This is a genomic window from Micromonospora sp. NPDC049051, assembly GCF_043197575.1.
Lineage (GTDB): Bacteria > Actinomycetota > Actinomycetes > Mycobacteriales > Micromonosporaceae > Micromonospora.
In genome coordinates this window covers 97,580-120,391 of sequence record NZ_JBICTL010000003.1, presented here as the reverse complement: position 1 = coordinate 120,391, position 22,812 = coordinate 97,580, and the positions used below count along the sequence as shown (strand labels likewise).

Sequence of the window (22,812 nt, the reverse complement as noted above, 5' to 3'; positions counted from 1 at the left end):
ACAAGCATCAAAAGCCGCGAAGCCGACAGCCCAACTGGAGCGTCGACGTCACAGCCTGCAAGTACTTGCAAGAGCCCGGACCGTTTCGGAGTGACCGGCCAGCACGGCGGGCCGTCGCAGTGCTCCGGCCCTCCTACAGGACGTTGCGGACCAGCAGGACCAGCCCGAAGATCACCCCGAACGCGACGACCACCGCCCTGAGCGGACCACCGGGGAGCCGGCGGAGCACCCGTGCCCCGACGAAGCCGCCGACGACGGTCGCCGGGGCCAGGAGTGCCACCCCCACCCAGTCGACGGTGCCGAAGAGGACGAAGAGCACGACGGCGGTGAACGAGATGACCGCCGAGAGCAGGTTCTTCATGGCGACCGTCCGGGTGAGCGCCTCACGCTGGAGCAACGCCAGGACGGCGATCAGGACGATGCCGAATCCGGCGCCGATGTAACCGCCGTAGAGGCCGCCCAGCCCGATGGACACCTGCAACGTCGCCGGGTGCGGACGCCCCTGCCGCAGGGCGGAGCTGCGGACCAGCCTGTCCAGTCGGTCCTGCGCAGCGAGGATGGCGGACGCGGCAAGCACCAGGAACGGCACGAGCATGTCGAAGACCCGCGTGGGCGTGACCAGCAGCAGCACCGACCCGAGGACCCCGCCGAGGACCGCCGCGGGCAGGACGTTGCGGATGTCCGGGCCGGGCGGCAGGTCCCGGAAACCTCCCGCGACGCTCGCCACGTTGCCGGGAAAGACGGCGACGGTGCTGGTGAACTTCGCGCTGAGCGGCGGTATGCCGACCGCGATCAGCGCGGAGAAGCCGATCAGGGAACCGCCGCCCGCGACCGCGTTGAAGGCGCCCGTGGCGACACCGGCGGCGACGAGCAGCGTCGCCTGGATGGGATCCATCGGATCCCAGGCTAGTGGCGTTGCCCGGCCGCCGGGCGGGTGTCCCGCAGGCCGCCCGACGGCACCGGAGCCGCGGATGTCGGCCGGCGACCGGGCAGGTCGGCCGGGCGGCGGGGCGGCGGGACGGCCGGGCGGCACGGGCGGTCGGGCTGCGCAGCGGGCGAGGTTCACCCCTTCCGGGTGAGGTGACAGCGACGCTCCGGGGAAGAAGGTGGCCGGTGAAGAAGGTGGCCGGTGAGGAGGGATCGCGATGGCGGATGCCACCCAGGAGTTCTTCCACGATCTCGCACGCCGCGGCCACGACCGCCGCCTGCGGGCGGTCGACGAGGGCAGCGTGCGCTTCGACATCAGCCACGACGGCCGCACCGACCACTGGCTGGTCCTGATCGAGAAAGGTGACATCAGCGTCTGCGAGCAGGCGACCGGTGGTGAGGCGGTCGTCGAGGCGGACCGGGCGGTGTTCGACCGGATCGCCAGCGGCGAGGCGTACTTCCTGACCACCGTGCTGCGCGGCGAGGCGTCGGTGGCGGGCAGCCCGCGGATCTTCGCGACGGTCCGGAAGCTGTTCCCCCCGCCACCCACGTCCAAGCGGCCTCGACACGAGGACGGTGGGCATGGCTGACGACCAGGTGGGCATCCTCGACGGCACGACCTTCATCGTCTGCGACCGGGCCGGCGACGTCCTGCCGTCACCCGACACCCCGCTCGGCCTGTTCGCCCACGACACGCGCCTGCTGTCGAAGTGGGTGCTGACGATCGACGGGGAGCGGTTGAGCACCCTCGCCATCGACGACATCCACTACTTCGAGAACCGGTTCTACCTGGTCCCCGGCCGGCAGGACGTCTACGTCAACAGCACGCTGTCGGTGCGCCGGGTGCACACGCTCGACTCCGGCCTGCACGAGGACCTGAGCATCACCAACCACGACGGCCGGCCGGTCGACCTCACCGTCAGGGTCGAGGTGGACGCCGACTTCGCGGACATCTTCGAGGTCAAGGACGCGACGGCGCGGAAGAAGGGCCGGCACTACCGGCGCGTCGACGACGGCCGTCTCGTCCTCGGCTACGAGCGGGACCGCTTCCGGCGGGAGACGATCGTCTCGGCGACGACGCCGGCCGAGTGGGACGACGACGGCCTGACGATCAAGGTCCACCTCGAACCGTACGGCCACTGGCGGACCCGGCTGACCGCCGAGCCGGACCTGCCGATGCCGAGAGGGCTGGAACGGCTCGCCATCCCCGGGCGGGCGACGCGTCCCAGGGACAAGGAGCGCCGGCTGAAGCGGTGGCTGGCGGAGGCACCCCGGCTGGAAACCAGCTGGGAGCCCCTGCGGGGCGCGTACCGGCGCAGCCTCATCGACCTGGCCGCGCTGCGGTTCACCCCCTTCCTCGCCGAGGACAGGAGCGTGCCGGCCGCCGGGCTGCCCTGGTTCATGAGCCTGTTCGGCCGGGACAGCATCCTCACCAGCCTCCAGACGCTGCCGTTCGCGCCCGATCTCGCCGCCACCACGCTGAAGGTGCTCGCCCTGCGGCAGGGCAGCCGGGTCGACGACTTCCGGGAGGAGGAGCCCGGCCGGATCCTGCACGAGATGCGGTACGGGGAGATGAGCGTGTTCGAGGAGACGCCGCACACCCCCTACTTCGGCAGCGCCGACGCCACTCCCCTGTTCCTGGTGCTGCTTGACGAGTACGAACGCTGGACCGGCGACGTCGCGCTCGTCCGCTCGGTCGAACAGGAGGCGCGGGCGGCGATCGACTGGATCGACCACTACGCCGACCTGACGGGCAGCGGCTACATCTCCTATGAGCGGCGCAACACCCGCAACGGCCTGGAGAACCAGTGCTGGAAGGACTCGTGGGACGCCATCTCGTACCGCGACGGGCGGCTGCCCGGCTTTCCCAGGGCGACCTGCGAGTTGCAGGGATACGCGTACGACGCGAAGATGCGCACCGCCCGGCTCGCCCGGGCGATCTGGCACGACCCGGCGTACGCGGACCGGCTGGAACGGGAGGCGGCGGACCTCAAGTCGCGCTTCAACCGCGACTTCTGGGTCGCCGACGGGGGCTACATGGCCCTCGCGCTCGACGGTGACGGCCGCCAGGTCGACGCCCTGTCGTCCAACATCGGCCACCTGCTGTGGAGCGGCATCGTCGACGAGCCGAAGGCTCCCGCCCTGGTACGCCACCTGATGTCGCCCGCGCTGTTCAGCGGCTGGGGGGTGCGCACGCTGGCGGAGGGCTCCGGCCGCTACAACCCGATCGGCTACCACGTCGGGACGATCTGGCCGTTCGACAACTCGTTCATCGCCTGGGGGCTGCGCCGTTACGGGTACGCCGACGAGGCGGCCCGGATCGCCGCCGGGATCCTGGACGCGGCGGTCTTCTACGACGGCCGGCTGCCCGAGGCGTTCGCCGGCTACAGCCGCGACGAGACCAAGTACCCGGTCAACTACCCGACCGCGTGCAGCCCGCAGGCGTGGTCCGCCGGCGCCACCCCGCTGCTGCTGCGCACCATGCTCGGGCTGCACCCGGTCGGCGAAGACCTCGTGAGCAGGCCCGCGTTGCCCGCTAATCTCGACTTCGTGGCGCTGCTGGACATTCCCGGGCGGTGGGGGCGCCTCGACGCGTACGGCCGGGGGCCGACCGGCGCGGGCGGGCGGGGCTACCAGCCGGCGCCGCAGCAACTCTCCGCCCCGTGACGGGAGTGACAATGCGAGGACCCGACCCGACCCGGACCGCCGTCGTCGGCGTCCACTGGCAGCACGAGATCGTCAGCCCCGGCGGGTTCTTCGGCCCCTACTTCGCCGAACAGGTCGCCCGGCACCGCGTCGCCTCGTACGCGGCGCAGGTGGCCTCCTCGGTACGCGCCGGCGGCGGCCTCGTCGTCTACACGCGGGTCGCCTACCGGCCCGGATACCCGGACCTGATCCCCAACACGCCCAGCCACGCCATGTACCCCGAACGGCAGGCCTTCCTCGACGGCGCGCCGAAGACCCGGATCATCGACGAGCTGGCGCCGCAGGCCGGCGACGTCGTCATCACCACCGTCCGGCTCGGCGCCTTCTTCGGCACCGAACTCGACACGGTGCTGCGCGCCAGGGGCGTGCAGACCCTCCTGTTCACCGGCGTCGCCACCAACTTCGCCGTCATGAACGCCGTGTTCGAGGCGGTCAACCACGGCTACCAGACGATGGTCGTCTCCGACGCGTGCACCGCCGCGACCGACGACATCCACCGGATGAGCCTGGAGACGATGGGGCAGCTCGGCGAGGTGGTCACCGCCGCCGAGGTCGCCGACCGCCTGACGAGGTGAGCCGTCGGGCCGGGCCGCCCGTCGGCCGCCCCGGCCGGGCCGCTCCGGTGGGCGGCCGGCCAGCCCCAAACAACTGCCTGGACAGCCCCTAGCGCGGCCCGTTCGCATTGACGACCGATGTGCCGCGCTGGCAGCATCCGGCGCATCATGATCAAGGAAAGCGGTTGGTCAGCGCCCCCCGTCCCCGCCCGGCCGTCCGGCCAGCCCCCCGGAGGCGAGCCACACCACGCGGACCTTGTCCATGAGGCGATCGTCCGGCATCCCGCCGACGCGGTGGCGCTGGGCACGGACGACGCCCTCGTCACCTACGGGGAGTTGCGCGCACGCAGCAACCGGCTGGCCCGGCACCTGCGGGCCACCGGGGTACGCCGAGGCGACCTCGTCGCCGTCCTGCTGCCCCGCGGTGTCGACGGGATCGTCAGCGTGCTGGCGGCGCTCACCGCCGGCGCCGCGTACCTGCCCGTCGACGCCGGCTACCCGCCGCAGCGGGTCCGGCACATGCTCACCGACTCCCGGGCGCGGGTGCTCGTCACCGTACGGTCGCTGGTCCGGCCCGACCTGGTGGTTCCGGGCACCCCGGTCGTCCTGCTCGACGACGACCGGGCCACGCTCGCCGCGTACCCCGACCGCCCGCCGGCCGTGCCGGTCGGCCCGGGTGACCTCGCGTACGTGATCTACACCTCCGGGTCCACCGGCCTGCCGAAGGGGGTCATGGTCGAGCACGGCTCGCTGCGCGGGCTGGCCCGGTGGCGGGCCGACGCGGAGCGCCTCGGTCCCGACGACCGCTGCCTGCACCTGTTCTCCCCCGGCTTCGACGCCTCGGTGTGGGACATCTGGGCACCGCTGGTGGCCGGCGCCAGCCTCTGGATGCCCGACGACGCGACCCGGGTCGACCCCGACCGGCTGGTGGACTGGCTCACCACGCACGCGATCACCTCGGCGACGCTGCCCACCCCGCTCGCCGAGGCGGTGCTGACCCGGCCGGCGCCGCCCGACGGGGTACTGCGCATCCTCGGCGCGGGGGGCCAGCAGTTGCTGGCCCGCCCCCGCCCCGAGCACGCGTTCACCACCGTCAACCTGTACGGACCCACCGAGGCCACCGTGCTGGCCATGGCCGGAGAGGTGGCGGTCGAGGGCGACGGCCCGCCGTCGCTCGGGCATCCGGCCGCGGGCGCCGCCATCCGGCTGCTCACCGACGACCTGCGTCCGGTCCCCGCCGGCAGCCTGGGCGAGGTGTTCATCGGTGGGCCGGGCGTGGCCCGGGGGTACCACGACCGTCCCGCCCTGACCGCCGAGCGGTTCCCGCCCGACCCGTACGGGCCGCCGGGCAGCCGCCTCTACCGCACCGGTGACCTGGCGCGCCAGCTACCGGACGGCACCTACCACTTCGCCGGCCGGGTCGACGACCAGGTGAAGCTGCACGGCCACCGGATCGAGCTGGGCGAGATCGAGAGCGTGCTGCTGCGTCATCCGGACGTACGGGCCGCCGCCGTCGGGCTGCACCAGGGGACGGCCGGCCCCCGGCTCGTCGGGTACGTCGTGCCCGAGGCCGGCCCGGACGACGTGGCGCTGGCCGAGCACGCGGCCCGGTACCTGCCGGCGACCATGGTTCCCGCCGCGTGGGTCCGGCTCACCGCCCTGCCGCTCACGCCGCACGGCAAGCTGGACCGGGCCGCGCTGCCCGCACCGGCGGAGCGGGTCGGCGAGGCGCCCCGCGACGACCTGGAGCGACGGGTGGCGCAGGTGTGGGCGGAGGTGCTCGGCAGGTCGCCGGGCCGCGACGACAACTTCTTCTCCCTGGGCGGGCACTCGCTGCGGGCCACGATGGTCGCCGTCCGGCTGCGCGAGCGGTTCGGGCTGCCGATCTCGGCGGCGATCGTGTTCGAGGCGCAGACCGTGGCCGCGATGGCCGACCGGCTAAGGAACGAGGTGCCGGCCGATCCGTCGACCGGCGGCGGCGAGGACGACCCGGTCGTGACCGGCACCGGGCAACCGAGCGATCCGGCCCTCGTTTCGCCGGGCGGCGAGACCTCGTCGCCGGGCAGGGTCCTGTCGTTCGCGCAGCAACGCCTGTGGTTCCTGCACACCCTCGACCCGAAATCCACCGCCTACAACACCCAGACCGCCTGGCACATCGACGGCGAACTCGACCTCGACCACCTCGACACCGCCATCGACGAGATCATCCGTCGGCACGAGATCCTGCGCACCACCTTCGCCGAGCACGGCGGCGTCCCCGTCCAGATCATCCACCCGCCGACCACCCACCACAGCAACCGCCACGACCTCACCCGGATCCAGCCGGAGCACCACGACCGCCACGTCCGCGACATCCTGCGCGCCGAGCTCGACCAACCGTTCGACCTCGCCACCGGCCCGCTACTGCGCAGCCACGTCCTCCAACTCACCCCCACCACGCACGTGCTCTGCCTCACCTGGCACCACATCGTCCTCGACGGCTGGTCCGTCGGCGTCTTCCACACCGAACTCGACCACCTCTACACCGACCTCACCCACGGTCGCACCCCCTCGCTGCCGCCGCTCACCACCCAGTACGCCGACATCGCCGAACGCCAACGCCACCACTGGCAGAGCGACGACGCCCAACGACACCTCGAACAACTCGCATCACGACTACGCGACGCCCCACCCGTCTGTCACCCGCCCACTGACCGGCCCCGCCCCGACACCGAACCCGGCCCCACCGCCGTCCACCACAGCCAACTGAACCCCGACACCCTCACCACCCTGACCACCCTCGCCGCCCAGACGGGCTCCACCCCCTTCGGCGTCCTCCTCGCCGCCTTCCAACTCCTCATCCACCGCTACACCCACCAGAACCCCATCGTCATCGGCACCCCCCTCACCGGACGCACCGACCCCGACGCCGAAAAACTCATCGGCTTCTTCGTCAACACCCTCCCCCTCGCCGTCGACATCAACCCCCACCACACCTTCCGCCAACTCCTACACCACTCCCGCACCGTCCTCATGCACGCCGTCACCCACCAGGACATCCCCTTCGACAAACTCGTCGAACACACCCGACCCACCCGCGACCGCCACACCCCACCCCTCATCCAGACCGTCTTCACCACCATGGAAGGCACCGAACCGGCACCGCTGCACACCGCCACGATGCGGCCGCTGCCGATCGACGAGGGGGTCGCGAAGTTCGACCTGACCGTCCAGGTGCAGGTGGAGCCGGACGCCGTCCGGGTGCTCTTCGACTACGCCTGCGACCTGTACGAGCCCGCCACGATGGCCGAGCTGGCCGACAGCTACCGGGCCCTGGTCGCCGCCGTACTGGCCGAGCCGGACCGGCCGCTGTCCACCGTGGTCGCGGTCACGGCCGCCCAGCGGGAGCGGCTCGCCGACGCGTTGATCGCCAGCCCGGTTCCGGTCCCGCCCGGTGATCTGGGGTGCGTGCCCCGGCTGGTGGCGGAGACGACCCGACGCCAACCCGACGCGCTCGCCGTCGTCGACGGGACCGGCGCCATCACCTACCGCGAACTCGACGAGTGGTCCAACCACCTCGCCCACCAACTCCTGCACCACGGCGCCCGACCCGACCACCCCGTCGCCGTCAGCCTCTCACCCGGCACACCCGCCATCACCGCCATGCTCGCCGTCCTCAAAGCCGGCGCCGCCTACCTCCCCATCGACCCCACCGCACCACCCGCACGCCGACACCACCTCATCACCAACTCCGCCGCCACCATCCTCATCACCGAAGACCCCCACGACACCGACACACCCCCCGGCGTCGTCACCCTCACCCCGCAGGCCACGGCCACGGCCGCGCCGCCCCCGCTCGACATCCACCCCGAGCAGGTCGCGTACGTCATCCACACCTCCGGGTCCACCGGCACGCCCAAGGGCGTCATGGTCCCCCACCGGGCGCTGACCAACCTGGTCCACTGGCACCTGGACGCGCACCCCAGCGGGCCCGGCCAACGCCACGGCCAGGTGGCCAGCCTCGGCTTCGACGCCGCGATCTGGGAGATCTGGCCCGCGCTGGTCAGCGGCGCCACCCTGCACATCGCCGACCCCGCCGACCGCCTCGACCCCGCCGCGCTGCACGACTGGCTGGTCCGGGAGGACGTCACGAGGACGTTCCTGCCGACCCCGATCGCGGAGGCCGTCCTCCGGTTGCCCACCCCGTCCACCAGCCGTCTGCGGACGATCTTCACCGGCGGGGACGCCCTCACCACCCGGCCGTCCGCGCAGGTGCCGTACACCCTGTTCAACATCTACGGGCCGACCGAGACCACCGTCGCCGTCACCGTCGGGCCCGTCCGCCCCGACGGCGTCCACCGGCCCGACCTCGGCGTCCCGATCGCCGGCGCCCGCATCCACCTGCTGGACGCCGACCTGCAACTGGTCCCGCCCGGGGCGCCCGGCGAGGTCTGCGTCGCCGGCGACGTGGTCAGCCGCGGCTACCTGAACAAGCCCGGGCAGACGGCGGAGCGGTTCCTGCCCGACCCGTACGGACCACCCGGCAGCCGCCTCTACCGCACCGGCGACCTCTGCCGCCTCCGCACCGACGGCACCCTCGAATTCCTCGGCCGCACCGACGAACAAATCGCCATCAACGGCTACCGCATCGAACCCGGCGAAATCGAAACCGCCCTACGCACACAACCCCACATCGAAGCCGCCCTCGTCACCACCCGCACACTCCCCACCGGCCGCCACCTCATCGCCTACGTCACCGGCACCCACATCGACACCCACCAACTCCGCGACACCCTCCACCACACCCTCCCCCGCCACCTCGTACCCCACGCCATCATCGCCCTGCCCCACTTCCCCCTCACCCGCAACGGCAAGATCGACCGCAACGCACTCCCCGCACCGGACCTGTCCGCGCGCGGCGAGCCGCCCCGCGACGCCCTGGAGCGACGGGTGGCGCAGGTGTGGGCCGACGTGATCGGCCGGACGCCGGGCCGCGACGACAACTTCTTCGCCTTCGGCGGGCACTCCATGCAGGCCACCATGATCGCCGCCCGGCTACGCGAAACCCTCGGCGTGCCGGTGTCGGCGGCGATCGTGTTCGAGGCGCAGACCGTGGCCGCGATGGCCGACCGCCTACGCGACGAGGTGCCAACCGATCCGTCGACCGGCGGCGGCGAGGACGACCCGGTCGTGACCCGCGCCGGGCAACCGAGCGATCCGGCCCTCGTCGCGCCGGCCGGCGAGACCCCGTCGCCGGGCCGGGTCCTGTCGTTCGCGCAGCAACGCCTGTGGTTCCTGCACACCCTCGACCCGAAATCCACCGCCTACAACACCCAGACCGCCTGGCACATCGACGGCGAACTCGACCTCGACCACCTCGACACCGCCATCAACGAGATCGCCCGCCGGCACGAAGTCCTGCGCACCACCTTCGCCGAGCACGACGGCGTCCCCGTCCAGATCATCCACCCCGAGCCCACGCATCACCGCACCCGCCACGACCTCACCCGCATCGACCCCGAACACCACGACCACCACATCCGCGACATCCTGCGCGCCGAACTCGACAAACCATTCGACCTCACCACCGGCCCACTCCTACGCTGCCGAACCCTGCGCCTCTCCGACACCGCCCACGTGCTCTGCCTCACCTGGCACCACATCGTCCTCGACGGCTGGTCCGTCGGCGTCTTCCACACCGAACTCGACCACCTCTACACCGACCTCACCCACGGTCGCGCCCCCTCGCTGCCACCCCTGACCACCCAGTACGCCGACATCGCCGAACGCCAACGCCACCACTGGCAGAGCGACGACGCCCAGCAGCACCTCCACGAACTCGCCGCACGACTCCGCGACGCCCCACCCGTGTGCCACCCGCCCACCGACCGGCCCCGCCCTGACACCGAATCCGGGCCCACGGCCGTCCACCACACCCACCTACCCGCTGGCACCCTGACCGCCCTCGCCGCCCGGACCGGTTCCACCCCCTTCGGCGTCCTCCTCGCCGCCTTCCAACTTCTCATCCACCGCTACACCCACCAGAACCCCATCGTCATCGGCACCCCCCTCACCGGACGCACCGACCCCGACGCCGAAAAACTCATCGGCTTCTTCGTCAACACCCTCCCCCTCGCCGTCGACATCAACCCCCACCACACCTTCCGCCAACTCCTACACCACTCCCGCACCGTCCTCATGCACGCCGTCACCCACCAGGACATCCCCTTCGACAAACTCGTCGAACACACCCGACCCACCCGCGACCGCCACACCCCACCCCTCATCCAGACCGTCTTCACCGGCGGGAACACCACGGGCATCGCCGACGAACCCATGCCACTGCACACCTCCACCATGCGGCCGGTGTCGATCGAGCCGGGAACCGCGAAGTTCGACCTCACGGTCCACGCGGAGGTGGGGGCCGACACCGTCGACGTGTACTTCAGCTACGCCCGCGACCTGTACGAGCCCGGCACCATGGCCGACCTGGCCGACAGCTACCGCGCCCTCGTCGCCGCCGTGCTGGCCGACCCCGACCGGCGCCTGTCCACCGTGGAGGCCGTCACCGACGACCAGCGCCGGCGGCTCGCGGCGGTGTCCACGGGGCGGCGGAGCGGGTCGGACCCGGCTCGTGCGACGCGGCCGGCCGGGACCGACCCCGCTGACGGTACGGACGTCCAGGGCACCGGGCCGGCCGGAATGGCCGGATGGTCGGACGGCGCTCGCGGGTGCGTGCCCCTACTGGTGGCGGAGACGGCCCGACGCCAGCCCGACACCGTGGCGGTCGTCGACGGAGCGGGCGCGATCACCTACCGCGAACTCGACGAGTGGTCCAACCACCTCGCCCACCAACTCCTGCACCACGGCGCCCGACCCGACCACCCCGTCGCCGTCAGCCTCCCACCCGGCACACCCGCCATCACCGCCATGCTCGCCGTCCTCAAAGCCGGCGCCGCCTACCTCCCCATCGACCCCACCGCACCCACCACACGCCGACACCACCTCATCACCAACTCCGCCGCCACCATCCTCATCACCGAACACCCCCACGACACCGACACACCCCCCGGCATCGTCACCCTCACCCCGCACCGCTGCGCCTCCCCGGCGGCACCCCGGGTCGACATCCACCCCGAGCAGGTGGCGTACGTCATCCACACCTCCGGCTCGACGGGCACCCCCAAGGGCGTCATGGTCGCCCACCACGCCCTGGCCAACCTCGTCCGGTGGCACCTCGACACCTATCCCAGCGGGCCCGGCGAGCACCACGGGCAGATCGCCAGCCTCGGCTTCGACGCGGCGGTGTGGGAGATCTGGCCCGCGCTGGTCAGCGGCGCCACCCTGCACATCGCCGACCCCGCCGACCGCCTCGACCCCACCGCGCTGCACGACTGGATGCACCGGCAGGGTCTCACCGAGGCCTTCGTGCCCACCCCGATCGCCGAGGCCATCCTGCGGCTGCCCACGCCGCCCACCACCACGCTGCGCACGCTGCTCACGGGTGGGGACGCCCTCACCACCCGGCCCTCCGCGCGCACCCCCTACGCCCTGGTCAACCACTACGGGCCCACCGAGGCCGCAGTCGTCGCCACCGCCGGGCCGGTGCGCCCGGACGGGACCCACCGGCCGGATCTCGGCACCCCGATCGACGGCGCCCGCGTCCACCTCCTCGATGCCGAGCTGCGGCTGGTGCCGCCCGGGGCGCCCGGCGAACTCTGCATCGCCGGCGACGGACTGGCCCGGGGATACCTCGGCCGTCCGGGGCAGACGGCGGAGCGGTTCCTGCCCGACCCGTACGGACCACCCGGCAGCCGCCTCTACCGCACCGGCGACCTCTGCCGCCTCCGCACCGACGGCACCCTCGAATTCCTCGGCCGCACCGACGAACAAATCGCCATCAACGGCTACCGCATCGAACCCGGCGAAATCGAAACCGCCCTACGCACACAACCCCACATCGAAGCCGCCCTCGTCACCACCCGCACACTCCCCACCGGCCGCCACCTCATCGCCTACGTCACCGGCACCCACATCGACACCCACCAACTCCGCGACACCCTCCACCACACCCTCCCCCGCCACCTCGTACCCCACGCCATCATCGCCCTGCCCCACTTCCCCCTCACCCGCAACGGCAAGATCGACCGCAACGCACTCCCCGCACCGGATCCCACGACCGTCCGCTCCGCGCCGCCCGGCGACGCTGTGCAGCGGCAGCTCGCCGGGATCTGGGCGACGGTGCTGGGCACCCCCGTCGCGGGCATCGGAGTCCGCGACGACTTCTTCGCCGTCGGCGGGCACTCCCTGCTGGCCACCCAGGTCACCGCGCAGGCCGGCGCCGCGTTCGAGGTCGACCTGCCGGTCGCGGCGCTGTTCCGGAACCCGACGATCGCCGGCCTGGCCGGCGAGCTGCGCCGCGTCGAGCGCCGGCCCGGCTGGGTGGACACCGTGGCCGGCCTGCGCGAGGCCGTCGCCGCGCTCACCGAGGACCAGGCCCGACGAGCGCTGGCCGCCGCCACCCGGCCCGGCCCGCCGTATGACGAGACAGGAGCACCCCGATGAGCGGCCCGTCGCCCGACCCGGTCGCCGCGCTGCTGCGACCGCCGCCCGGCTGGCCGGCGGAGGAGCACCGGCACCTACTGGTACGGCTGCTGCGCGAGCGGCTGGACACCACGCCGGTCGGTCCCGCCACCGTGGCCCAGCGGCAGCTCTGGTTCCTGCAACAGCTGGAGCCGACCAGCACCGCGTACCACATCCTGACCGTGGTACGGATGACCGGCGAGCTGGACCTGCCGGCCCTGCGCGGCGCGCTCGCCGCCGTCACGGACCGGCACGACCTGCTCCGGGCCACCTTCGCGATGGTCGACGACGAGGTGCTCGTGCGGATCGGTCCCCCCACGCCGGTGCCGGTGCCGGTCGTCGACCTCGGCGCGACGGACGCCGCGACCCGCGAGCAGCGGATCCGACAGGAGCTGGAGAGGGCCCACGACGAGCTGTTCGACCTGGCCGACGGCCCGCTGCTGCGGGCGGTGCTGATCCGTTGCGGGGCCAACGAGCACCTGCTCGCGGTCACCGTGCACCACATCGTCTTCGACGGCGGGTCCCGCCCGGTCTTCTGGAACCACCTCGCCACGGCGTACGACGCGCTGCGGGCGGGGAAGACGCCGGACCTCGATCCGCCGATGCCCGATGACGAGGACGAATTCGTCGACGACCCGGAGGACCCGGACGCGGCACTGGCCTACTGGCGCGAGCGGCTGGCCGGCCTGCCCGACCTGGACCTGCCCGGCGTCCGCGACCGGGTGCCCGCGGCGTTGGCCGCCGGGCGGCGGCTGGACGTCCCGCTGGACCGCGGCGTGACGACCGCCCTCACCCGGCTGGGTCGGTCCCGGCGGGCCACCTCGTTCATGACGCTGCTGGCGGCGTACCTGGTGCTGCTGTCCGTGCGCACCGGCAGCAGCGACGTCGCCGTGCTGTCGCCGACGACGGGCAGGACGAGCGAGGCGGACGAGAGCCGGATCGGGTACTTCGTCAACACCGTGGTGCTGCGCGGCGACCTGGCGGGTAACCCGACCTTCGCCGAGGTGGTCGACCGGGTCCGGGAGCTGACCCTCGGGGCGTACGCCCACATGGCGGTGCCGTTCGAACGGATCGTGGACGAGCTGCGCCCGGCGCGGGTGCCGGGCCGGATGCCGTTCTCGCAGTTCGCGTTCAGCGTGGAGGGCCGACCCGCGCCCCCGCCCCAGCTCGCCGGTCTGAGCACCGCCTGGATCGACGTCGACACCGGCACGGCGAAGTTCGACGTGCAGTTGGACATCCTGACCGACGGCTCGGGCGGGCTCGTGGCGGCCTGGACCTGGCGCGACGGGCTGTTCGACCCGGCGGACATGGCCGCCGTCGCCGACGACTTCGGGGCGCTGCTGGACGCGGTCGTCGCCGACCCGCACGCCACCGTCGACACGCTGCCGGTGTGCCGGGCCGTGCGGGGCGTCCGGGCGGCGACCCCGCCGCCCGCGGCGCGTACCCGGACGGGCGGAACGGGGTCCGGCACGCTGGTGCACCTCGGCGGGCCGACCGACCGACCGCCGCTGATCCTGCCGCACCCCGTCAGCGGCACGGTCGGCGCGTACGCCGAACTCGCCCGGCTGCTGCCCGCGCACCACCTCGTCGGCATCGAGTCGGCCGCCGACGCCACCGGCGACTCCATCGACGCGCTCGCCGAGGCGTACCTGGACGAAGTCGTCGCCCGCTGGCCAGCCGGCCCGTACCGGCTGTGCGGCTGGTCGATGGGCGGCCTGCTCGCGTACGAGATGGCCCGCCGGCTGGTGCGGGCCGGACGCTCCGTCGACCTGCTGGTGGTGCTGGACACCGCGCCCGGGCAGGCGCGCCCGGCCGGCGAGGGGACCGACGACGCCGCGACGGCGGCCCGCTTCGCCGCGGACCTCGCCGCGTCCCTCGGCCGGGACCACCCGGCGCCGGCGGCGGCGACGCTCGCCGCGCTGCCGGTCGAGGAACAGACGATGCTGCTGCGCCGGTGGCTGGTGGACGCCGGGGTGACCCCGGTGGCGCTGCCGGTGCGCGAGGTGCGCCGCCGGGTAGAGACCTTCGCCCGGCACGTCACCGCCGTGGCCGGGTACCGGCCGGAGGGCGCGGAGCTGCCGCTGACCGTCATACAGGCCTCCGCGTCGCCGCGCTGGCAGCCGCGCTGGGAGCGCTACGTCGGCGCCCGGACCACCGTCCACGAGTACGAGGGCGACCACTACTCGTTGCTGCGCCGGCCCACGGTGCAACGGATCGCCGGTTGGCTGGCCCGGGCGCTGGAGGACCGGTGAGTGGTGGCGCCCGGCCCTCGGCGGGCCCGACCGGGCGACGCGCGCCGCGCGGCCGGACCCCGACGTCTCCTACCGTGCCTCGCCCGCCATCGCCCGGCGCAGGCTCAGCGGGCGCATGTCCGTCCACACCGAGTCGATGTGCTCCAGGCACCGGGCGCGCGGCCCGACGAAGCCCTCCTCCCGCCAGCCCGCCGGGATCTCCCGGCCGTCCGGCCAGATCGAGTACTGCTCCTCGTCGTTGACGACGACCCGGCAGATGTCGGCCGTCTCCGTCTGCTCCACCGTCATCTTCTTCTCCTCACAGCTTGGACACCTCGGTCAGGGCCCGGTCGATCCCGGCGATCCCGGCGGTCAACTCCTCCTCCGTGATGGTCAACGGAGGGAACAGGTGCAGCCGGTTGGCCGCTGCCAGCGGCCAGACGCCCTGCCGCTTGCACGCCGCCAGGACGGCGGCCATCTCGGGCGCCAGCGTCCCCGGGGCCGCGTACGGCGCCAGCGGCTCGCGGGTCGCGCGGTCCCGGACCAGCTCGACGGCCCAGGCCAGCCCGACGCCGCGGACGTCGCCGACGATCGGGTGACGCTCGGCCAGCTCGGCCAGCGCCGGGCCCACCACGTCGCGGCCGAGTGCGGCCGCCCGGTCGACCAGGTTCTCCTCCCGCAGCACCCGCAGCGCCCCCACGATGGAGGCGCAGGCCAGCGGGTGCCCGGAGTAGGTCAGCCCGCCGGGGTAGCGGCGGTGCGCGAAGTGGGCCGCCACCGCGCGGGACAGCAGCACCCCGCCCACCGGCACGTAGCCGGAGTTGACCCCCTTGGCGAAGGTCATCAGGTCGGGCACCACGTCCCAGAGGTCGCTGGCGAACCACCGGCCGCACCGACCGAAGCCGGTCATCACCTCGTCGGCGATCAGCAGGATGCCGTGCTCGTCGCAGAGCCGGCGGACGCCGGCCAGGTAGCCGTCCGGCGGCACCAGCACGCCGTTGCTGCCCACCACCGGCTCGACGAGGATCGCGGCGATCGTGTCCGGGCCCTCGTACCCGACGAGCCGGCGCAGGTGCTCCAGCGCCCGTTCGCCCTCCTGTGCGGCGTTCTCGGCGTGGAACTCGCTGCGGTACGGGTACGGGCCCGTGAAGTGCACGGCGCTGCCGCTGGCCGTGTCCACCGGCCAGCGGCGGGGGTCACCGGTCAACGCCAGCGCCCCCGCCGTCGCCCCGTGGTAGGACCGGTAGGCCGCGAGCACCTTCGGCCGCCCCGTGACCACCCGCGCCATCCGCACCGCGTGCTCCACGGCCTCCGCGCCGCCGGTGGTGAACAGGACCGTCTCCAGGTCCCCCGGTGCCACCTCGACGATCGCCCGGGCCGCCTCGTCGCGGACGTCGACGGCGAACGACGGCGCGATCGTGCACATCCGTCCGGCCTGCTCGCGCAGCGCCTCCACCAGGGCCGGGTGCTGGTGGCCCAGGTGCAGGTTGCCCATCTGGGCGTGCAGGTCGAGCCACCGGTTGCCCTGCTCGTCCCAGAACCAGCTGCCCGCGCCGCCGGCCACGCGGACCGGGTCGATCTCCTCCTGGGCGGACCAGGGGTAGAAGACCGGCCCGCTCACGACGCCTGCCGTTCGCGGACCAGGTCGACCTGCTCGGCCAGCGTCGGCGCCGCGAAGACGTCCTGCAGGGAGAGCCGGACCTGGTACGCCTTGCGGATCCGACTGATCAGGCGGATCGCGAAGAGCGAGTCGCCGCCCAGGTCGAAGAAGTCGTCCCCGGGCTCGACGCCGTCGACCTTGAGCAGGGTGGCCCAGATCTGCCCGAGCTGGTCCAGCACCTCGCAGCGGCCGTCGTCGGTCGCCGGGCCGGACGGCGCGGCGGTCGGCTGCGCCGTGTCCGGGGCGGCCTCCGGCGGGACGGTCGGCCGCCCGGGGGCGGCGGGCACCAGTTCCAGCCGTCCCGCCGTGGTCCACCGCACGGTGGCCCCGGTGTCCCGCATCCGTGCCCCCGGCGTCCCGGCGTACGGGTCGTCGACCTCGCCGACGCCGCTGACCCACAGCCGCCCCGGGGTGTTCACCGGTACGGGCCGCGCGCGGTCGTCGAGGACGTAGCAGCGGGCCACGGCCGGCAGGTCGTCCTGGCCGACCAACGCGTCCGGCAGCCGCGCCGGGTTCCAGCCGTCGAGCACGGCCCGCAGCTCCCGGCGGGGCATGGCGGAGAGCTCCCCCACCGGCCGCTCCTGGTCGGAGACGAGCTGGTCGAGCACGGTCAGCATCGAGTCGAGGATCCGCTGGACGGTGGCCCGGTCGAACAGGGCGAGGCGGAAGTCGAGGCTGCCCACCATCCGGTCCTCGCCGACCTGGTTCACGGCCAGCGCCAGGTCGTACTTCGCCGAGGTCCACTCCGGCGGTTCCCACCGCAGCGCCTCGACCGCGCCCAGCCTGAACCGGTCCGGCACCGCCCGGCCGTACCGGACGCAGACCTGCACCAGCGCGGAGACCGCCGGGTCCCGGCGCGGGCGCAGCTCGCCGACCAGCGTGTCGAAGGGCACCCGGCGCAGCTCCAGCGCGGTCAGCACGCTGCCGCGTACGTCGTGCAGGAACTGGGCCACGGTGGCGTCGCGGTCGACCCGGATCCGCAGCGGCAGCAGGTTGACCAGGCAGCCGATCAGGTCGCGGGTCGACTCGTCGTCGCGTTGCAGGCTCGGCGTGCCGATCAGCAGGTCGTCGCCCGCGCCGTACGCGTTCAGGGTGCGGGCGAACGCGGCGGTCAGCAGGGTGAACGGGCTGGTCCGCGCGGCGGCGGCCGCCGCCACCAGCCGGGCGGCGAGGTCGTCGTCGACGGTGAAGCGCACCGACCCGCCCCGGTGGTCCAGGACCGGCGGCCGGGGCCGGTCCGTCGGCAGGGTGATCACCTGCGGGGCGCCGTCCAGGTAGCGCCGCCACCGGGCGAGCTGGTCGGCCGCGCCCGGCCCGGCGAGTTCGGCCTGCTGGCGGCGGGCCACGTCCGCGTACCGGCACGGCACGTCCGGCAGCCGGAGCGGCTCCCCCCGCGCGTACGAGGGGTAGAGCTGGGCCAGCTCCGCGAAGAAGATCTCCGCCGCCGTCGGGTCGGCGGCGACGTGGTGCACCACCAGCAGCAACGCCGTCCGGCCGGCGGGCAGCAGCACGGTCGCGACCCGGATCGGCCACTCCCGGGCGAGGTCCCACCGGCGGTCGCGGAATCCGGTCACCCGCTCGTCGACCGCCCAGCCGTCGGCCGGCGCATCGCTGAGGTCGAGCCGCGCGATGGTGAGCGGCGTCGCCGGGTGGATGCGCTGGACCGGTTCCTCGTCGACCTCGACGATGGTGGTCCGCAGCGCCTCGTGCCGCCGGACGATCTCGTCGACCGCCGCGTGCAGCGCGCCGGCGTCCACCGGCCCGGTCAGCTCGACCGCCGCGTCGAGGTGGTACGCCGCTCCGCTCGTGCCGGCCTGCTCGGCCAGCCAGATCGCCCGCTGCGCCACGGAGAGCGGAGCCGTGACGTCGTCCGACCCGGCGTCGGCGTCGCGCCGTTCGAGGGTTGCCGCGCGGGGCAGCTCCAGCGTCGGGGCGGCGTCGGCGTCGTGGCGCACCGTCAGCACCGGCGCGACGTCCCGGGGCACGGTCAGCGCGTTGTCCGCGTCCGCACCGGTGAGCGCCAGCCGGATCCGGTCGCCCGCCGCGAACCGGTACGCGATCGGGTGCAGCTCGATCTCCAGGCGGGAGTCGCCGGGAGCGCCGTCGACCTGGCCGCAGCCCTCGGTGACGTACAGCGAGGTGCCGTCGGGGGCGACCGACTCCAGGTAGGCGAAGACGTCCGCCGGGCCGTCGGTGACCCGGGCGGTCAGCCGCAGCACCGGGGCGCCGACCAGCTCGACCGCCTCGGTCAGCGGGTCGGAGGTCCAGCACAGCGCCCGGGTGTCGTTGTCCGTGAGGTCCGGGCGCTGGAAGGGCGAGCCGTAGCCGCTGGCCCACCGGCTGGTCTTGCCGGACGTGGTGGCGTAGTCGACCTCGTACCGCCGGGCCTCGCCGACCCGGGGTTCCGGTCCCAGCTCGCCGGCCGGGCCGAGGTGCCACGTGCCGGTCGTCGCCGGCTCCGGCGGCCAGGACCGGGCGGTACGCCACGCGTCGGCGCCCAGCACGTGGTACCGGACGGCCGGGCCGTCCATGATCCCGGTGTCGCGGCCCCGCAGCCAGTGGTCGAACCAGCGCACGTGCTCGTCGGCCAGGTTGTAGCCGGCGCCGCCCAGCACCCCGCCGGTGTGCGGCCAGGGGCCGATGACGACCCGGTGCGGCACGGTCAGCCGGCGGGCCCACTCGGTCGCGTCGCGCGCCCAGACGTCGTGCCAGCCGCCCAGGTGGTAGACGGCGACCCCGGAGGCGTTGATCGCCTCCAGCAGCGCCGACGGGCTCCGGGTCAGGTACGCCGCCTCGCCGGTGTCGGCCAGCCGCGACTCGCGCCCGGGCAGGCCGGCGAACATCGTCCGGACGTCCCGGTTCGCCACGTGCTGCTCGCGGGCGGCGGCCAGCAGGAGGCCGTCGGGGTCGTCGTCGAGGGGCGCGACCGGACCACGCCTGTCGAGTTCGCGCACGTCCTCGCCCCAGGCGCGGGCGAAGTCGTCCCGGAACACCCCGCCGTCCCAGGCGAAGCGGTGCAGGTCGAACAGCGCCATCTGCGGGAAGATCGCCGCCAGGTGCGGCGGGGCGGTGCTCGCCGCCAGGTACTGCGAGACCCCGAGGTAGGAGCGGCCGAACATGCCCACCCGGCCGTCGCACCAGGGCTGGGCGGCGATCCACTCGGTGACGTCGTACGTGTCGGTCGCCTCGACCGTCGAGAAGGGGCCGTCGCTGGTGCCGAACGACGCGCCGCTGCCCCGGCTGTCCACCACCACCACGACGTAGCCGCGGGCCAGCAGGCGCTGCGCGACCGGGAAGGCCCGCAGCGTCACCTCCCCGGGGGCCACCTCGGCCACGCCGAGGTCGTCGATGTCGGTGATGTCGACGTCCGCCAGTTCGGCGCGCACCACCGCCAGGAAGTCGTCGCGCCCGGGGCGCGGCGACACCTGGTGGTAGCGGTCGTGGGCCCAGACGGCGGGCGCGGGGTCACGCTGGCCGACCGGCCGGAAGACGTACGCCGCCAGCCGGGTCCCGTCGCGGGTGGCCACGTACTGCGAACGGCAGGTCCAGGTGCGGCTCATACCAGGTCGGCCCGTCCGTAGAGTTCCCGCGCCGGCACCCCGACGTCGGCGCAGCGCTGGAAGAACTCCGCCATCTGCTTGAGCTGGTACGAATCGTCGGTGTAGTTCGTCGCCATGACGAACACCAGCCACGGCTCGCGGCCCATCGCGTACACGTACGCCTGCCGGGCCCGCAGCCGCCGCACGATGCCCATCGCCTCGACGGCGTCGGAGCCGTTGAGCTTGCGGCTGCGGCTCATCTTCTGGTCGATGCGGCGGGAGAAGAGCGGACCGTACATCCAGGACAGCGGGGCGCCGTCGCACTCCATGCCGAGGAACGCCATGTCGACGTCGCCGATCATGTCGTGGATGTGGCCGAACAGGGCCGGGTCGACGCAGCGGTTGTCCGCGCCGAAGTAGAGGTTCTTCCCGCCGGTACGCACCGAGTAGGTGACCTTCGCGGCGATGTCGAGGTCGCAGTGCTCGCCGACGAACGGGCACACCACGATCTGCCCGTCGGGCAGCTCGATGGTCTCGCCCGGCTCCACGTCGACCACGTTGGGGAAGCCGAGCGCCTCCAGGCACAGCCGCAGCGACGGGTCCTGCAACGCCCCGGCGGCGGTCTTCGGGACCACCACCGTGCCGATGCGGTGCCGCAGCTTCAGCAGGGAGGCCAGTTCGAGGTGGTCCTGGTGCCCGTGCGTGATCAGCACGTAGTCGATGACGTCGGGCAGGTCGGCGTAGGCGTACCGGTCGCCGTCGCCGAGGGCGTCGGACAGGAACGGGTCGGTCATCACGGTGACCGGGCCGGACTGCACGACCACGCAGGCGTGCCCGAAGTAGCGCACCCGCAGCCCCGGGCCGTCCAGGTTGCGGTCCGGGCTGCCGCCCGGCTCGGCGGAGAACAACCCGCTGAAGGTCGCCAGGTCGGCGTCGGAGACGTCGAAAGCCTCCCGCAGCTCACCGAAGGGCCGGGCCGTGGTCATGGTGGAGAAGAGCAGGTCGATGCGGGGGTCCCGCAGCGGCATGGTGGCCTGCACGTGCCCGTTGCCGGGGAACCGCGGGGTGGTCATCGCGAACGGGCGCTCGTCGCCGGTGGCCAGCGACAGGTCCACCGAGTGGGCGGTCTCGTCGAAGTGCCGCGACCGGTAGAGCATCCGCTCGGCGAGCCGGATCCGGGCGTGGTCGTTGAGGTCGTAGACCAGCTCGACGTAGCCACGCAGGGCCGGCGGGATCTCGCCGTAGCGGGGTGTCAGGTCGAAGCCGTCGGCGAGCTTCTCCAGGTTGACCGTCAGCTCGTCCATGGCCGCCGACAGCTCCGGCATGGGTCCGTCGGCGAGGCGGGTCGCCAGGTCGGACACCCCGTCGAGCTGGTCGTCCTCGAGGTCGACGAACATGCCGCCGCGCAGCTTCGGGTCGCGGGCCGAGCGGCGGTGCAGCGCCGGCGCGTCGAGGAACGAGCGCAGCAGCGGCACGTGCAGCTTGGCGAAGTTCATCGCCGCCGGCGCCGGCGACACCAGGTTCAGCCAGGCGTAGTACCGGTGGATGAGCGGTTCCAGCGCCAGGTTGGGGCGGGCGTGCACCAGGTCGTGGCTGGCGAAGGGCTGGTTCATCGCGCTCCCTCGGTGGAGTCCGTACGCAGTCGGTCCCGGACGGTCCGGACGACCTGTGCGAGGTGGTGGAAGTCTTCGTCGTCGGTGGGGGTGTCCAGCACGAAGGTGTGCACCCCGGCCCGGATCATGGCCAGCAGCCGCTCGACGGCGCCGGCGTGGTCGGCCACCAGGTACGGCCCGTCCGCCTGGCCGGAGCGGAACGGCGCGAGCCGGTACGCCGGGTCGACGGTGACGGCCCCGTGGCCGGCCTCCGCCTCGGCGAAGAGCCGCTGCTTCCAGACGGAGTCGGTGTTGGCCATGGTGACCGCGGTGATCTTCGCGCCGTCCGGGTCTTCCGGGAAACGGGCCTCGGCGACCCGCTCGGTCTCCTCCGCCGTCGCCCGGGTCAGCAGCCCGAAGTTCAGCGCGCCCGGCGTCCCGTCGGCGTCGGGCCGGGCCGCCGTGAGCATCTGGATGCTGGTGGCGCCCACCCGCTCGGCCACCTGCCGGGCCGCCGGGGACTGCCCGGCGACAAACAGCCGGGGCAGCAGGTGCGCGGGGAGGCCGGGGGTGAGCTGCAACCGGGACACCTGGTAGAACCGCCCGTCGAAGCTGAACGGGCGGCGGCTGCCCAGCACCCCCATCATGATCTCGACGTACTCGGCGAGGCGCGCGTACCGGTCGTCGTGGTCCAGCCGGTCGCCGAGCGCGTCCAGGTCGCTCACAGCGGTGCCGGTGATCAGGTTGAGGTCGATCCGCCGCTGGTAGAGCAGGCCGAGCGAGGCGACCATCCGGGCCGCGGTGAACGGGTGCTGGTAGACGGGGTTCACCGCGACCAGCGGGCTGAGCCGGGTGGTGCCGGCCGCCGCGGCGGTCGCCAGGACCCAGGGGTCGAGCACCGCGCCGCTGCCGGTGAAGATGAGCACCCCGTCGAGGTCCGCCGCGTCGGTGCGGCGGATGACGGACATCGCCGTGTCCGCGTACGCGGTCAGGTCCCGGACCCGGGGCACCACGGTGATGAAGCTGACGTCGGGCACGGCC

General features: G+C 73.4%; 11 protein-coding genes. 5 read left to right on the top strand and 6 right to left on the bottom strand.

What is annotated here, in order from left to right; translation table 11 throughout:
- Positions 1-133: 133 nt before the first annotated feature.
- Positions 134-895, bottom strand: a complete 762-nt coding sequence (locus ACGFIR_RS12685; RefSeq protein WP_393144872.1) for a sulfite exporter TauE/SafE family protein — start codon at positions 893-895, stop codon at positions 134-136.
- 250 nt (positions 896-1,145) lie between these two features.
- Here ACGFIR_RS12685 and ACGFIR_RS12680 point away from each other — a divergent pair, with 250 nt between their 5' ends.
- The 5 genes from ACGFIR_RS12680 (at position 1,146) to ACGFIR_RS12660 (ending at position 15,001) form a co-directional block, all read left to right on the top strand.
- Positions 1,146-1,517, top strand: coding sequence for a hypothetical protein (locus tag ACGFIR_RS12680; protein WP_393007337.1), 372 nt, complete (start codon positions 1,146-1,148; stop codon positions 1,515-1,517).
- Positions 1,510-3,594 carry a glycogen debranching N-terminal domain-containing protein gene (locus tag ACGFIR_RS12675; protein ID WP_393144870.1) on the top strand — a complete coding sequence of 695 codons (2,085 nt, stop codon included), beginning with the start codon at positions 1,510-1,512 and terminating at the stop codon, positions 3,592-3,594. Before ACGFIR_RS12680 ends, ACGFIR_RS12675 begins: the two co-directional genes overlap by 8 nt.
- A gap of 11 nt (positions 3,595-3,605) precedes the next feature.
- Positions 3,606-4,208, top strand: coding sequence for a cysteine hydrolase family protein (locus ACGFIR_RS12670; protein WP_393144868.1), 603 nt, complete (start codon positions 3,606-3,608; stop codon positions 4,206-4,208).
- 117 nt (positions 4,209-4,325) lie between these two features.
- The gene (locus ACGFIR_RS12665) at positions 4,326-12,731 is read left to right on the top strand and encodes an amino acid adenylation domain-containing protein (RefSeq protein WP_393144866.1); all 8,406 of its coding nucleotides are present in this window, start codon (positions 4,326-4,328) and stop codon (positions 12,729-12,731) included.
- Positions 12,728-15,001, top strand: coding sequence for a condensation domain-containing protein (locus ACGFIR_RS12660; RefSeq protein WP_393144864.1), 2,274 nt, complete (start codon positions 12,728-12,730; stop codon positions 14,999-15,001). Before ACGFIR_RS12665 ends, ACGFIR_RS12660 begins: the two co-directional genes overlap by 4 nt.
- Positions 15,002-15,070: 69 nt before the next feature.
- On the opposite strand, the gene ACGFIR_RS12655 is transcribed toward ACGFIR_RS12660, so the two are convergent.
- Genes ACGFIR_RS12655 through ACGFIR_RS12635 form a run of 5 tightly spaced genes read right to left on the bottom strand, consistent with a single transcriptional unit; the run spans position 15,071 to position 22,808 of the window.
- On the bottom strand, positions 15,071-15,283 hold the full coding sequence (locus ACGFIR_RS12655; RefSeq protein WP_393145799.1) for an MbtH family protein: 213 nt from the start codon (positions 15,281-15,283) through the stop codon (positions 15,071-15,073).
- Between the two features lie 16 nt (positions 15,284-15,299).
- Complete coding sequence (locus ACGFIR_RS12650; RefSeq protein ID WP_393144862.1) at positions 15,300-16,601, bottom strand: aspartate aminotransferase family protein; 1,302 nt, start codon at positions 16,599-16,601, stop codon at positions 15,300-15,302.
- On the bottom strand, positions 16,598-20,200 hold the full coding sequence (locus tag ACGFIR_RS12645; protein ID WP_393144860.1) for a CocE/NonD family hydrolase: 3,603 nt from the start codon (positions 20,198-20,200) through the stop codon (positions 16,598-16,600). The genes ACGFIR_RS12650 and ACGFIR_RS12645 overlap by 4 nt, the downstream gene beginning before the upstream one ends.
- Positions 20,197-21,792 (bottom strand): MBL fold metallo-hydrolase, encoded by a 1,596-nt coding sequence (locus tag ACGFIR_RS12640; protein ID WP_393144858.1) that lies wholly within the window; start codon positions 21,790-21,792, stop codon positions 20,197-20,199. Before ACGFIR_RS12640 ends, ACGFIR_RS12645 begins: the two co-directional genes overlap by 4 nt.
- A complete protein-coding gene (locus ACGFIR_RS12635; RefSeq protein ID WP_393144856.1) occupies positions 21,789-22,808 on the bottom strand; it encodes an LLM class flavin-dependent oxidoreductase in 1,020 nt (339 codons plus the stop codon). Before ACGFIR_RS12635 ends, ACGFIR_RS12640 begins: the two co-directional genes overlap by 4 nt.
- Between the last annotated feature and the right edge of the window lie 4 nt (positions 22,809-22,812).